This window comes from Streptomyces sp. NPDC046862, from assembly GCF_040704615.1.
GTDB lineage: Bacteria > Actinomycetota > Actinomycetes > Streptomycetales > Streptomycetaceae > Streptomyces.
The window spans coordinates 99,242-112,606 of record NZ_JBEYXP010000024.1; the positions used below are offsets into that span (position 1 = coordinate 99,242).

The following is a 13,365-nucleotide window of genomic DNA, read 5'->3' on the forward strand; positions in this document are numbered from 1 at the left end:
CCGCTGACAACTCCACCCTCTGCCACAAGGATCGCCGGCATGGCATCCCACGCGAACCGAGCCCGCGCCCTGTCCTTCGACACCGTTGCCACGCAGTACGCCGCCGCCCGCCCGGACTATCCACCCGCCCTTTTCGCAGCCCTGGAGGAGCTCGCGGGTCACACACTGGCCGGCGCCGACGTGCTGGACTGCGGGGCCGGCACCGGTATCGCCACCCGGCTGCTGCGCGAGCGCGGCGCCCGCGTCGTCGCCCTGGAGCCGGGCGCCGGTATGGCCGCGGAGCTGCGCCGGGCCCAGCCGGAGATCCGCCTGGTGCGGGGCGAGGGGGACCGTCTGCCCTTCGCCGCCGGCAGCTTCGATGTGATCACCTACGCCCAGGCCTGGCACTGGACCGACCCCGCCCGCTCCGTCCCCGAGGCGTTGCGCGTGCTGCGCCCGCACGGCGCGCTGGCCCTGTGGTGGAACCAGGCCGACATCCGCGTCCCCTGGGTCGCGGCGGAGGAGGACCGGCTCGCGCCCTTCACCCGCGGCTTCCCGACGACGGTGGCCGAGCTGTTCACCCCGTATCCCGTCCGGGTGGCCACACGGGAGGTCACCTGGTCGCGCCGGATCACCGTCGAGGAGCACATCCGCAACCTCTCCACCCACTCGCATTTCGTGGTCATGGAACCCGTCGAGCGGGACGGTCTCCTCGACGCGAACCGCGCCGCGCTGACGCGGCTCTTCCCCGACGGCCGGCTCGACGAGCCGTACCGGTGCGGCCTGACCGTCGTACGGCCTAATGGATCACGGCGTTCGCGATGATGATCAGTAAGCCGATGAACATGTCCATGACGCCTGCCCCGCATGACGACGGCCAGCTGTGCCCGGACGTGCGGGCTGCCCAGGCACCCCAGCAGAACAAGGCGGCGGTGTTGAAGAGCAGGGCCCAGTTGACAGCCGTGGCCTCCGCCCACCACCCGGCTTCGGCGGCGAGCAGTATCGCCACCGTGGGCACCACGGCGGCGACCAGGGGCCACTCGGCGAGCACGAGCCGCCATCTGCTCGTGGTGGCCGAACTGTCCGCGGACGCGCGCTGGGCGATGACGTGCGCGTACCCGTGCGCGGCCGCCGACGCCAGCGCGGTGAGCACCACCCACAGCGCGTCCGGCCCCGGATCGGCCTTCTCGCCCGTCGCGTCCAGCGCGGACGCCAGCGCGCTGGCCAGCACCAGTCCGTAGATGCCACTGAACAGCGACTGCTCCGCCGGCCGGTGCTGCCGGATCCACCCCGGTGCGACGCTCTCGGGGTCGACATGGTCGGCGCTGTCGGGCATCGCATCGCCTCGTACGGGAAGGGGGCTGGGTCCGACCATGCTCACCCGTGTGACGTCACGGAACACGACGCCACACACCGCTCAGAGGATTGTTGTGCCATAAGGGGGAGGCAGGGCACCGACGGCCGCGAGCCGGACGTCTCGCGTCGCCCTGCCTCGCTCTCGGTCGTGATGACCTGCGCCGCCGGTGACCGGCGACTCACGTTCATGGCGTGCGGTGCTCCCCCGGGCGGGGTATGACTGACAAGGAAGCCCCCCGAACCGGACCCAGGGCGGTTCCGGCGCCGCCGCGGGGAGGAGCGTCCGGTATGCCTCAGCGAGAGACCCGGACCGGGTACGGCCGGCCGGACGGCATCACCGCCGCGCCCGGCGGGCTGCTCGACCTGCTGCAGGTCGCGGCCCTGGTCCTGGGAAGCGACGGCCGTATCGCGCTGTGGAGCCCCGAAGCCGAGCTGCTGCTCGGTTTCTCCGCCGCCGAAGCGCTGGGCCAGGACGCGGGCGCCCTGCTGGTGGCCCCGGAGAACCGGGAGCGGGCCCGCGAGCTGTTCCGGCGCGTGCGCACCGGCGCGCGCTGGGCGGGAGTCTTTCCGGTGCGGCACAAGGACGGCTCGACGCGCCGGGTGGAGTTCCGCACCATGCAGTTGCGTGATGCCCGCGGTGACATCCACGCCCTGGGCCTGGGCACCGATGCCGAGACCGTGCGGAACGTCGAGCGTGACCTGGCCCTGTCCCACATCCTGGTCCGCCAGTCGCCGGTGGGCATCGCGGTGTTCGACACCGACCTGCGGTGGGTGCGGGTCAATCCGTCGCTGGAGCGGATGAACGGCGTGCCGGAGGAGGCCGTGCTGGGCCGCCGCGTCGGCGAGGTGCTGCCGGCACTCGACGTGCAGGCCATCGAGTCGCGGATGCGGCACGTTCTGCAGACCGGCGAACAGCTGCTGGACCAGCAGACGATCGGCCGGACGGCCGCGGACAGCGAGGAGCACGCCTACTCGGAGTCGTACCACAGGATCGAGGACTCGAACGGACGTGTGCTCGGCCTGGCGATGGCCGTACTCGACGTCTCCGAGCGGCAGCGGGCGGCGGCCGAGGTCGCGCAGGCGCGGGAGCGCCTGGCGGTGATAGCCGACGCGGGCGTCCGTATCGGCACCACCCTGGACCTCCCCCGGACGGCACACGAGCTCACGGAGGTGGCCGTTCCGAAGCTCGGCGACCTCGCGGCCGTCCACGTGCTCGACTCGGTGGTCGGCCCCGGTGGCACGGCAGCACCGCGGGCGGACGACTCTCTCGACTTCCGGACACTCGCCGTGAGGGCGGGCTCCCCCACGGACGCGATCGGTGCCGCGGGGCCGGTCGGCGAGTCGGCTTCGTACAGCTCGTCACGGCTGATCACCCAGTGCGTACGCGAGGCGCGGCCGATCCTGCTGCACCAGGTGAGTGAGGCGGCGATACGGCGCATCGCCGGGGACGACCGCGCGGCCGAGTCGCTGCGGCGGGCCGGTGTCCATTCCTGGCTGGCCGCTCCCCTGGTGGCCCGCGGCGAGGTACTGGGCACGCTCAGCCTGTGCCGGACGGTGAACCCCCGGCCGTTCGACGACCAGGACCTCACCCTTGCCGCCGAACTGGCCACGCGCGCCGCCATCGGCATCGACAACGCCCGGCTGTACGGACGCGAACGCAACACCGCGCTCACCCTCCAGCGCAGCCTGCTCCCCCAGGAGCCACCGCACCCTGCGGGCATCGAGGTGGCCTCCCGTTACCTGCCCGCGGTCAGCGACGTGGGCGGGGACTGGTTCGACGTACTGCCCCTCAAGGACGGCAAGGTCGGCCTGGTCGTCGGCGACGTGATGGGCAAGGGCGTGCACGCGGCAGCCATCATGGGCCAGCTCCGCACGGCCACCCGCGCCCTCGCCCGGCTCGACCTGCCTCCGGCCGAGCTGCTGTACCACCTCGACGGCATCGCCGCCTCCCTCGGCGACTCCGACTCGCTCGCCACCTGCCTCTACGTCGTCTGCGACCCACGACACGGCCGATGCGAGGTCTCCCGCGCCGGTCATCCGCCCCCGGTCCTGGTGGACCCTGCCGGTAAAGCAGCACTCCTCGACGTCGCGGCCGGAGTTCCCCTCGGGGTGGGCGGCGTGCCGTTCACCGCCGGGGAGCGCGAACTCCCCGAAGGCACGCTGCTCGCGCTGTTCACCGACGGCCTGGTGGAGAGCCACAAGGCGTCCATCGACGCCGGGCTGCGGGACCTGGTCCGGCTCCTGGACGGCACCCGGCTCCCACTGGAGGAGACCTGCGACATGCTGCTCGGCGCCCTGCACCGGGAACCGGAGGACGACGTGGCGCTGCTTCTCGCCCGGCGCGGGAGCGGGTGAGCGAGTCGGTGTGTTCTGGCCGCCGTCGTCAGGCGTCAGGCACCGGTGGTCGTGGTCGCCCACTCCTCGATGAGTCGAACCGTGCGCTCGGGCTGCTCTTCGTGCACGTAGTGCCCGGGGCCGGGCCAGTGGTCGACCCGGGAACCCGGCACCCGAAGTGTCGTGCGTTCCCAGGCGGCGGCCTCCGCCGAGGTCCACACGGTGAGTGCGGGCCGGGTGCGTCGGCGCAGGTACGTCTCGCTGTGCGGGCGTACGCCGACCGCGCCGGGGTCGGTGTACATGCCCGCGTAGGCCTGGGCGATGACGTGGTCCGGCGTGCCGAGCATGGCGCGGACATGTGCGGTCCGCAGACCCACCGGGGCCTGCGGCGAGAAGGCCCGGGCCACGAAGGCCGCTGCCGCGCGGGCGCCCCGGGTGCGGTACTCGGTGAGACGCGCGGGGATGTCGGCCACTTCCTCTCCGTGCGCACCGTGGGCGGGTTCCAGGGCGATGAGCGACCGTACGGTGTGCGGGTGGTGGACGGCGAGCAGGTTCACGACCTGCCCGCCCATGGAGTGGCCGACGGCGACCACCGGGCCGGTGCCGAGGCTCTCGGTCAGGGCGGCGAGGTCGTCCGCCATCGCCCTGGGCGTGTTGCCCGCATCCGGCACTTCCGAGCGGCCGTGACCCCGTAGGTCCGGAACGATCACCTGGAACCGTTCGGCCAGCACCTCGGCGTGGGGCGACCACTCCCTGCCGTCGCCGCCCCACCCGTGTACGAGGAGCAGGGTCGTTGCGTCCACCGGGCCGAGCACCGTGTGGAACAGGCGGACGCGCCCGACGTCGATCATCAGCCGTCGTCCCGGTGGCCCCGGTGGAGCACCAGCGTGCTGTGCGGGCCGATCCTGGGTCGTTGTCCGGCGCCGACGGTCCGGCCCGTGGCCAGGTCACGAGCCGGCCCGAAGTCCGGCCGGGCGGGCAGGGTGTACGTCGTGTCGGTGCTGGTGTTCATGGCGATCAGGTAGTCGCCGTAGACGCAGAGGTAGAAGGGCGCGCGGCCGACCAGCATGGTCTCGACGCCGTCGAAGTGGACGCCGAGGGCGGGGTCGGGGACATCGTCGGGGACGGGCGCGAGGTGGTAGACGTCTCCGGCGAGGGCCTGGTGGAGGGTGTCTCCGGGCGGCGGGAAGCCGCCGGGTGGGATGTGCCCGGCTCCGGGGTCGTTGATGGCGTAGTCCCACAGGACCCAGTCGCGGGCCGTGAACGTGCCGTCCGTGGTTCCCGCGCTGCGCTCGCGGATGGTGGCCGAGCGCTGGTCGACGGGCGTGACGTGGTGGACGCGGGCGTAGTTGTTGACGCCCTGGCGGGAGCGGAAGTAGAGGGAGGCGAAGAGGAGTTCCTCGCCGTTCTTGACGGCGACGCAGCCGTTGTCCTCGTCGGTGAGCACGAAGTCGGGCCGGTCCCAGCCGGTCGGGACGCGGGCGGGCCGGGCGGCCAGGGACTGGAACTCCGGCCAGTCGCGGGAGATGAACCGCAGCGCGTTCAGGCCGACACGGGTCCAGGTGTGGGTGGCCTGGAGGTTCAGCTGGGGGTAGAGCTGGCCGTCGGCGACCATCTCCTGGGTCCAGCCGACGATCTCGGGGTCCTTGAACACGGCTGCCGACATGACGGGGTTGGAGTCCCACGCGGTACGGGAGGCGTACGCGGTCTCACCGGGGTAGACCTCGTTGCGCCAGCCGATGACCGTCTCGATACGGGAGATCCGGTGGTGGTCCTTGTCCACGTCGATGACACGGAACTTTCCTCGTGCCTTGGTCATCATGACCATGTGGTCGCGCAGTTCGGGCGCCTGTTGGCCCTGGTAGCCGCGCGTGACCGACTCGTACATCATGACGAGCCAGTCGATGACCTCGCCGTAGCTGCCGACGTATCCGAGCTCGCGGGTCAGGCCCGCCCTGGTGACCTGGTGGTAGCCGTCGCCGAGCGGCTTGGTCGGCTTGCCGTCCTTGTCCTCGGGGCCGAGGTAGGGGACCGTCCCGACCGACTGGTACAGGTAGTCACGGGCCTTGTCCTCGGGGAGGGCCAGGTCCGGGGCGAGGAGCTTCAGGCCGCGGTTGGTCTGGTAGAGGCCGATGGCGCAGATCTGGGCCTGGTTGCTGTAGTGCGGGAAGTGCTGCCGCCAGTAGTCGCGGCTGGACTTCAGCATGTCGGTGTACGCGGCCGTGCGCGCCGGCGGCACGGGGGTGGTGGTGTCGGCGGGGGCGACGAGGGTGACGTCGTCGAACCAGGCGGTGCCGGGGCCGGACAGGCGCAGGTGCATCTCCATCTGCGTCACACCGGACGGAGTGTCGAGGACGAACTCGACGTACTCCCAGTCGTGGGTGCCCTTGCTCGCGTACACCTTGTGGTCGCTGCCGATGAGTTTGCCGCTCGCGTCGAAGAACAGCGGGTCGATGTGGGCGCCGAGTCCGGTGACACCGTCCGTCCTGATCCAGGCACCGTACTTGTACGTGCCTTGGCCTATGCGGGTTCGGGGCGCGGAGTTGACGTAGCTGTAGCCGCCCGTGGTGGTGACCTGGAGCTTGAGGGAGGCGGTGCCGGAGCGGGAGACGGTGGTGTCGCGGGCCCAGGTGCCGCCGCCGGCGGTGGCCCAGCCGGGCATCTGCCACGCGGTGGGGGTGTCGGCGCCCGACTCGAAGCCCGGGTTGGCGATGGCGTACGGCGAGCCCGTCACCTGCGTGTCGAGGCGGTCGCCGAGGTGCTCCCAGAGCAGGGCCAGGACGAGCCCGACCCTGCCGAAGCCCTGCCACTGCTGGTCGGAGCCGGTCAGAACGGTGCCGTCGGCCTTCCAGGCCATGTACCGGCCGTCGATCGCCTGGAGCACCCGGTCGATCGCCTCCGGCCTGCCGTACGCCGGGCTGCCCGACCACAGGTAGCCCTCGGCCAGCGACTGCATGGCCCAGCCGTCCAGGGTGGCCGGGTTGGCGCTGGTCAGGAGGTTCTTCTGGTCCTTGAGCACCCGCGCCTTGATGGCGTCCAGGACGTCCTCGCCGCCGGTGCGCACGGTCGCCGTCGGCGCGGTGCCCTGGACCTCGCCCTTGGGCGGCACGAAGTAGGGGTCGGTGTGGGTGTACAGGCGGTAGATGCCGCGCGAGGGCGTGGTCATGGTGCGGTAGAGCTGGCTCGCGTCCTGGCCGTAGGACCAGATGCGGCCCATCGCCCGGATCTCCAGCGTCACCTTGTCCTTGCCGGCGGTCATCTTCTCCGGCAGCGGCAGGGTGTGGAAGAAGAAGCGGCCCGGGGTGCGCGGCGCGGTGTCGAGGATGTCGAGGCTGTCGACGGCGCCCTGGTCCTCGTAGCCGACCTGCTTGCCCTCGCAGAACAGCTGCAGGCGCCACATGTTGGTGCCGGACCCGGCCTCCTCGGAAGTGGTGTCGTGGTCGTCGCCCCACAGCCGGACGGTGACGTAGGTGGTGCCGGTCGGGCGGACGGCCACGTCGAACGTCAGGGTGCCGCCCCAGTACGACGCGGGAGTGGTCGGGTTGAGGACGCGGGCGCTCTGGCCGAGGCCGCCGGTGACCATGTCGGACAGGGTGGCGGTGAGGTCGTGCGCGGCCTCGTTGTCCGCGTCGCCGAAGACGACGACGTCGAGCGGGACACGGTCTCGCGCGCCTGACGCGCCTGTCGTGTCCGACTCGGCCGCGACGGCCGGTGCGGCGGCCTGCAGCCCGACGGCGGCCGCGACGACACCGGTCGCTCCCGCGTACTTGAGGACGTCACGTCTTCTGGGTGCGTTGGGCACGGTTGTTCCTTTACTTGAGGCTGCCCATGAGGATTCCGCTGCGCCAGTACTTCTGGAGCGCGAACATGAACACGGCCAGCGGAATGATCGACAGCAGCGACCCGGTGAGGACGAGGGTGTTCATGTCGCGGGAGGTCTGCGCCTGCTGCACCCAGGAGAAGAGGCCCAGGGTCACGGGGAAGGTGCGCTCGCCGTTGAGCATGAACAAGGGGAGGAAGAAGTTGTTCCAGATGTTGACGAAGTCGAGCATGAAGATGGTGATGCCGCCGGTGCGCATCAGCCGCAGCGCGACCGAGAGGAAGATCCGTGTCTCGCTCGCACCGTCGATGCGGGCCGCCTCCATCAGCTCGGTGGGCACCGAACTGTCGGCGTAGACCTTGCCGAGGTACACGCCGAAGGGGTTGATGAAGTACGGGATCAGCACGGCCCAGACGGTGTTGGTGAGGCCGACCTCCGCGAAGACCAGGTACAGCGGGAACGCCAGCAGGGTGCTCGGCAGCAGCGAGGCTCCGACGATCACCGCGAACAGGGCTCCCCGGCCGCGGAAGCCGAACTTGGACAGTCCGTATCCGGCGGCGAGCGAGACCAGGGTCGAGCCGGCGGCGCCGACGGTGGAGTACAGGACGGAGTTGAGGATCCAGCGGCCGAAGACACCGTCGTGGTAGCTCCACACCTCCCGGAAGTTGTCGGCGAGGTGGTTGGAGGAGAACCACAGGCCGAAGGTGGAGTACAGGTCGGACTGGTTCTTCGTCGACGCCACCAGCAGGAACCAGGTGGGGGCGAGCGAGTAGAGGAGGAAGACGACCAGCAGGGCGGTGGTGAGGACGACCGCGCGACGGGTGGGACGCACGCCGCCGCCCGACGCGGGGGCCTGGACGGCAGGGCTGCTCATGACATCTTCCTGTTCGTGACGCGGTAGAAGACGAGGGCGAGGACGCCCGTGACGGCGGCGAGGACCAGTGACTCGGCGGCGGCGTACTGGTAGTCGCCGGTCTTGAACGCCCGGTCGAAGATCTCCAGCATCGGCGTGAAGTCCGTGCTGATGGACTCCGGGGCGACGTACCGCAGGAACAGCGGCTCCGCGAACAGCTGCAGACGGCCGATGAGGGAGAACATGCCGGTCAGCACGAGGATCCCCGTGATGTTCGGGACCTTGACCGACCAGGCGATCCGCCACTCCTTCGCCCCGTCCAGCCGGGCCGCCTCGTACAGCTCCCGGGGCAGCGCCTGGAGGGAGGCGGAGATCAGGATCATGTTGAAGCCGAGGCCCTGCCAGGTGAGCAGGTTCCCCAGGGAGAGATAGGTGTTGAGGCCGCCGAAGAAGCTGAAGTGCGTGCCCGCTCGGTCGGCCAGGTCGAGGATCGGGCTGGCCGTCGGGCTGTACAGGAACAGCCAGATCAGCGTCGAGACCACGCCCGGGACGACGTACGGGACCAGGAGTCCCGCGCGGAAGAAGCGGACCGCGCGGGCCGCGACACCGTCCAGGAGCAGGGCCAGCAGCAGCGAGATGCCCAGCATCACCGTGATCTGCGCGGCCCCGAACAGCAGGGTGCGCAGCATCCCGGCCCAGAAGGTGCCGTCGGCGAGGATCGCCGAGAAGTTGGCGAAGCCCGTGAAGACGACCTTCGCCGGGCCGAAGCCGATGCCGCTGCTCTTCTTCTCGTGAAGGCTCTCGCTGAAGGCGTAGACGATCGGCAGGACATAGGTGACGAGGAAGCCGATCAGGAAGGGCAGGGTGAACAGCAGGCCCTTGTAGGCTCCCCGTCTCCCGGTCCGGCGGGGGGAGGTCCGCCGGACCGGGGAGTCGGTGGCGACCTTCTCAGGTCGCGTCAGGGTGGACACGCTCGTCTCCAAGTGGGGTGGCCGACGGGTCAGCTTCCGGCGGCGACGGCCTTGACGCCCTTGTTCTTCAGGTCGGCGAGGACCCACTTCTGAAGGTGCGTCAGCATGTCCTTGACGGTGAGCTCCTTCTTCATGACCTTGCCCCACTGCTTCTGCATCTCGGAGTACATGGCCGCGTAGTCGGGCCCGTACTGCCACTGCTCGCCGACCCGGGTGGCCGCGGTCGTGATGATCCGCGCGCTGTCCGACTCACCGTTGAACATGTCCGTCGGGATGATCTTGTCGACGTACGGCGAGACGTCCTTGACCGCCGGGAACAGTCCCGACTTGGACGAGGGGTCGGTGAGCGCGGTCAGTGACTCCCTGCTGCTGGACAGCCAGGCGGCGAACTGGGCGGCGCGGTCGGGGTACTTACAGCCCTTGAGGACCGCCGTGACGTCGAAGTTGCTGGACGTCTGCGGCTTGGCCGGGTCGAAGACGGGGGCGTCGGCGAGCTGCCACTTGCCCTTGGACTTGGGGAAGTTGGTGTCGTAGATCGGCAACTGCCAGGTGGACGTGGTCATCAGGATCGTCCTGCCGAGGTCCCAGGTCTTGAAGACGCCCGGGTCCTGATAAGAGGCGTTGGACGCGAGGTTGTCGTCGACGAGCTGCTGCACGATGTCGCCCGCCTTCAGTGCCTCGGGTGTGGTGAACCCGATCTCCCAGTGGTCGCCGGCGACCTTGTACCACTGCGCGCCCGCCTGCCAGGACAGGTCGACCAGAGTGCTCGGGTCCTCGCCCGCCATGTTGAAGATCTTGACGCCCTTGTCCTTCTTCTGGACCGCCCTGCCTGCGGCGATGACGTCGTCCCAGGTCCTGGGCGCCTTGAGGCCGTACTTCCGGAACAGGTCCGCGCGGTAGGCGGTGAACAGCGGCGAGGAGCCGGTGGGTATGCCGTACGTCGCGCCGCCGGGGCTGACCGCGTTCCAGGCGGCGGTGGTGTAGCGGGACTTGTAGGGGGCGGCGACCTTGGTGATGTCGGTCAGCAGCCCGTCGGCGGCGAAGTTCGCCAGGTTCATCCCGTCCATCTTGGACAGACAGGGCGCGTTGCCGGAGGTGATCGCGGCGCGCAGCTTCTGGTAGACGGTGTCACCGGCCGCGTTGACGTACTTCACCTGGGTCTCGGGGTGCGCCTTGTTCCACGCCGCGACCTGGCCGGAGATGCCTTCGGTCCAGCTCCAGAACTCCAGCTGGACCTTGCCCTTGGTGGCCGGGCGGGCGGCGGAACTCGTGTCGTCTCCGGACGAGCAGGCGGCGAGGACGAGGGAGAGCGAGAGAGCGGCGGCCGTACCGGCGACGGCTCTGGTGCGGAAGGGGGTCATCGGTCCTCCACGAAAAGGACAGGCACAGCGACTGCGATGGGGGGGACCGCGCGGTCGGCTGGAACGGAGTGGGAGAGAACGGTCGGAGAAGTTTCAGTAACCGTTTGCTGTGGGACCGTAGAGCCTGCGGGGCATCGACGACAAGAGGTACGGGCGCATACGTTTCGCCGAGCTCCCGACCACGTTACTGGTAGAGCACCCTCTAGCTGGGAGTTTGACGCAACGCAGGAGTTCCGGGCCTGGCTGCCGCTCTCGGGCTGATCGAACACAGGGCGTTGACCGACGCCAGGAACTATCCCTAGCGTGGAATACGTTTACTGTTCTGCTCTTCCTCTGTTCCTCGCCGAATGTTCCTCGCCGAAGCGGGAGATCCATGCCCACGTCACAGCTGCCGCGCGCCCTGTTCGCCATGAACCCGGCGCATCTCTCAGAACTCTTCCCGCCCCGGCTGATGAAACGGCTCCAGGCGCTGGCCGACGTCGACGCCGGCCTCGTCGTACGGGACTTCGCCGATCCGGCGGTGGCCGACGCACTGGCCGGGACGGAGGTGCTCCTCACCGGCTGGGGGTGCCCGCGCGTCGACGCCGCCGTACTGGACCGGGCGCCCCGGCTGCGGGCCGTCCTGCACGCCGGGGGCAGTGTGCGCGGCTGGCTCGCCGACGCCGTGTGGGAACGCGGCCTGACCGTCTCCAGTGCGGTGCGGGCCAACGCCCTGCCCGTGGCCGAGTACACGCTGGCCGCGATCCTGCTGGCCGGAAAGGACGTGTTCCGGCTGCGGGAACGCTTCCGGGCCGAGCACGCACCCCCGGCCACCGACGACTTGGCGCGCGTCGGCAATCTCGGCCGGCGCGTCGGGATCATCGGCGCGTCACGGGTGGGCCGCCGGGTGCTGGAACTGCTCGCCCCCTTCGACTTCGACGTCGCGCTGTACGACCCCTACGTCGACGACGCCGCGGCCGCCGCTCTCGGCGCGGTACCGCTGCCCCTCGACGACCTGCTGCGCACCAGCGACATCGTCAGCCTGCACGCCCCCGACACCCCCGAGACCCAGCGGATGCTGGACCGGCGGCGGCTGGCCCTGATGCGGGACGGCGCGGTGTTCGTCAACACCGCGCGGGGCGCCTTGGTCGACCCGGAGGCGCTCGTGGAGGAGCTGACCGGCGGCCGGATCAGCGCGATCCTCGACGTCACGGAACCGGAACCGCTGCCCGCGCGATCGCCCCTGTACGAGCTGCCGAACGTCTTCCTCACACCGCACCTCGCCGGTTCGCTCGGCAACGAACTGGAGCGGCTCGGACGGACGGTCGTGGACGAACTGGGGCGGCTCACGACCGGAGAGCCGCCCCTGCACGCGGTGCGCCGGGCCGACCTGGTCAACAGCGCCTGACACCGTTCAGCGATGGGCGGCGGGCGCGAGCGACCCGAAGACGATCCACCGGACCTGCCGCTCGAAGGGCAGGCCCACCGCAAGGGCCGGGAGGCGGCGCGGTCCGCCGACGGCAGTAAACGTTTTCTCACATCAGGACGCCACACCTCGGATTCCGGGCGTGCGAGTGGCCGCGGATGCAGTAACGTCAAGGCGTGACCGAGCAGGCGACCGAGAGCGGGACGAGCCCGCGCGGCAAGCGACGGCGGAGCGGGGCGGGGAAGGACAAGCCGAGCACCATCCGCGACGTCGCGGCGAGGGCCGGGGTGTCCGTGGCAACCGTTTCCCGCACCCTGGCCGGGAACTACCCGGTCTCCGAGGAGACCCGGGCCCGGGTGATGGCCGCGGTGGAGTCCCTCCACTACGTGGTCAACGTGCACGCCAAGGCGCTCTCCGGCGGAGTCGCGGGCCCCGTCGCGCTGGTCATCCGCGACATCACCGGCCCCTCACTCGCCCACATCGCGGCGGGCGTTGAGCAGGAGGCCGCCACCCGGGGACGCCTGAGCCTGGTCTGCGCCACGCACGGCGATCCCGCGCGCGAGGACGACCTGGTGCTACTGATGAGGGAGCAGCACGCGGCGGCGGTCGTGCTCGTCGGCGGCGCGGAACTCAACGACGCCTATCACCAACGCATGGCCCACTACGCCAGGGCCCTGGACACCGCCGGCTCCCGGCTCGTCCTGGTCGGCCGCCCGCCCCTGCCTGCGGGCCTTCCGGCCACCATCGTCGAGTACGACAACCGGGGCGGCGCCTTCCAGGCCACCTCCCACCTGCTCACCGCCGGTCACCGGCGCGTCCTTCACCTCGGAGCCGAACGCGGGCTCAACACCGCCGAACAGCGCCGCACCGGCCACCTGGACGCCCTGCGCGCCCATGGCGTGCCCTACTCCGAGGAGCTGGACGTCCCCGGGGCCTACACCCGCACCTCCGGCTACCTGCGCACCCGCGACGCGCTGCGCGCCCGCGTCGGGTTCACCGCGGTCTTCGCCGGCACCGACATGGTCGCCCTCGGCGTCCTGGCCGCCCTCCGTGAGGCCGGCCTCGACGTACCCGGTGACGTCTCCGTCGTGGGCTTCGACGACGTACCGTTCGCCGCCGACCTCACACCGGCCCTGACCACCGTACGGGTGCCCTACGAAGACCTCGGCCGAACCGCCGTACGCCTGGCACTCGAACGCGAGGACCGCGTCGCCGGGGACGACCACGTCGTCCTGAGCACCCAACTGGTGCTCCGGCAGTCGGTACGGCCGCCGTCGAGCTGAGCC

General features: G+C 70.6%; 10 protein-coding genes. 4 read left to right on the plus strand and 6 right to left on the minus strand.

Features of this window, described 5'->3' with window-relative positions; all coding sequences use genetic code 11:
• The first annotated feature begins 39 nt into the window (after nucleotides 1-39).
• Complete coding sequence (locus AB0959_RS26110) at nucleotides 40-804, plus strand: class I SAM-dependent methyltransferase (protein ID WP_366828982.1); 765 nt, start codon at nucleotides 40-42, stop codon at nucleotides 802-804.
• Here AB0959_RS26110 and AB0959_RS26115 read toward each other — a convergent pair.
• Nucleotides 779-1,315 (minus strand): hypothetical protein, encoded by a 537-nt coding sequence (locus AB0959_RS26115; RefSeq protein ID WP_366828983.1) that lies wholly within the window; start codon nucleotides 1,313-1,315, stop codon nucleotides 779-781. The genes AB0959_RS26110 and AB0959_RS26115 overlap by 26 nt on opposite strands.
• Before the next feature lie 308 nt (nucleotides 1,316-1,623).
• Here AB0959_RS26115 and AB0959_RS26120 point away from each other — a divergent pair, with 308 nt between their 5' ends.
• Nucleotides 1,624-3,690: a SpoIIE family protein phosphatase gene (locus AB0959_RS26120; RefSeq protein WP_366828984.1), complete on the plus strand. Its 2,067-nt coding sequence runs from the start codon at nucleotides 1,624-1,626 to the stop codon at nucleotides 3,688-3,690.
• Between the two features lie 35 nt (nucleotides 3,691-3,725).
• Here AB0959_RS26120 and AB0959_RS26125 read toward each other — a convergent pair whose 3' ends face one another.
• From AB0959_RS26125 to AB0959_RS26145, 5 genes are read right to left on the minus strand one after another with little or no spacing between them, the layout of a single operon-like run.
• Nucleotides 3,726-4,520: an alpha/beta hydrolase gene (locus AB0959_RS26125; protein WP_366828985.1), complete on the minus strand. Its 795-nt coding sequence runs from the start codon at nucleotides 4,518-4,520 to the stop codon at nucleotides 3,726-3,728.
• On the minus strand, nucleotides 4,520-7,471 hold the full coding sequence (locus AB0959_RS26130; protein ID WP_366828986.1) for a Tat pathway signal sequence domain protein: 2,952 nt from the start codon (nucleotides 7,469-7,471) through the stop codon (nucleotides 4,520-4,522). Before AB0959_RS26130 ends, AB0959_RS26125 begins: the two co-directional genes overlap by 1 nt.
• 10 nt (nucleotides 7,472-7,481) lie before the next feature.
• Nucleotides 7,482-8,363: a carbohydrate ABC transporter permease gene (locus AB0959_RS26135; protein ID WP_366828987.1), complete on the minus strand. Its 882-nt coding sequence runs from the start codon at nucleotides 8,361-8,363 to the stop codon at nucleotides 7,482-7,484.
• A complete protein-coding gene (locus AB0959_RS26140) occupies nucleotides 8,360-9,313 on the minus strand; it encodes a sugar ABC transporter permease (protein ID WP_366828988.1) in 954 nt (317 codons plus the stop codon). The genes AB0959_RS26135 and AB0959_RS26140 overlap by 4 nt, the downstream gene beginning before the upstream one ends.
• 29 nt (nucleotides 9,314-9,342) lie before the next feature.
• Nucleotides 9,343-10,674, minus strand: coding sequence for a sugar ABC transporter substrate-binding protein (locus tag AB0959_RS26145; RefSeq protein ID WP_366828989.1), 1,332 nt, complete (start codon nucleotides 10,672-10,674; stop codon nucleotides 9,343-9,345).
• A gap of 373 nt (nucleotides 10,675-11,047) precedes the next feature.
• Between AB0959_RS26145 and AB0959_RS26150 the strand changes: the two genes are divergently transcribed.
• Together AB0959_RS26150 and AB0959_RS26155 are read left to right on the plus strand one after the other, a co-directional pair.
• A complete protein-coding gene (locus AB0959_RS26150) occupies nucleotides 11,048-12,061 on the plus strand; it encodes a hydroxyacid dehydrogenase (protein WP_366828990.1) in 1,014 nt (337 codons plus the stop codon).
• Nucleotides 12,062-12,339: 278 nt separating this feature from the next.
• On the plus strand, nucleotides 12,340-13,362 hold the full coding sequence (locus AB0959_RS26155; RefSeq protein WP_366829041.1) for a LacI family DNA-binding transcriptional regulator: 1,023 nt from the start codon (nucleotides 12,340-12,342) through the stop codon (nucleotides 13,360-13,362).
• Nucleotides 13,363-13,365 lie beyond the last annotated feature (3 nt).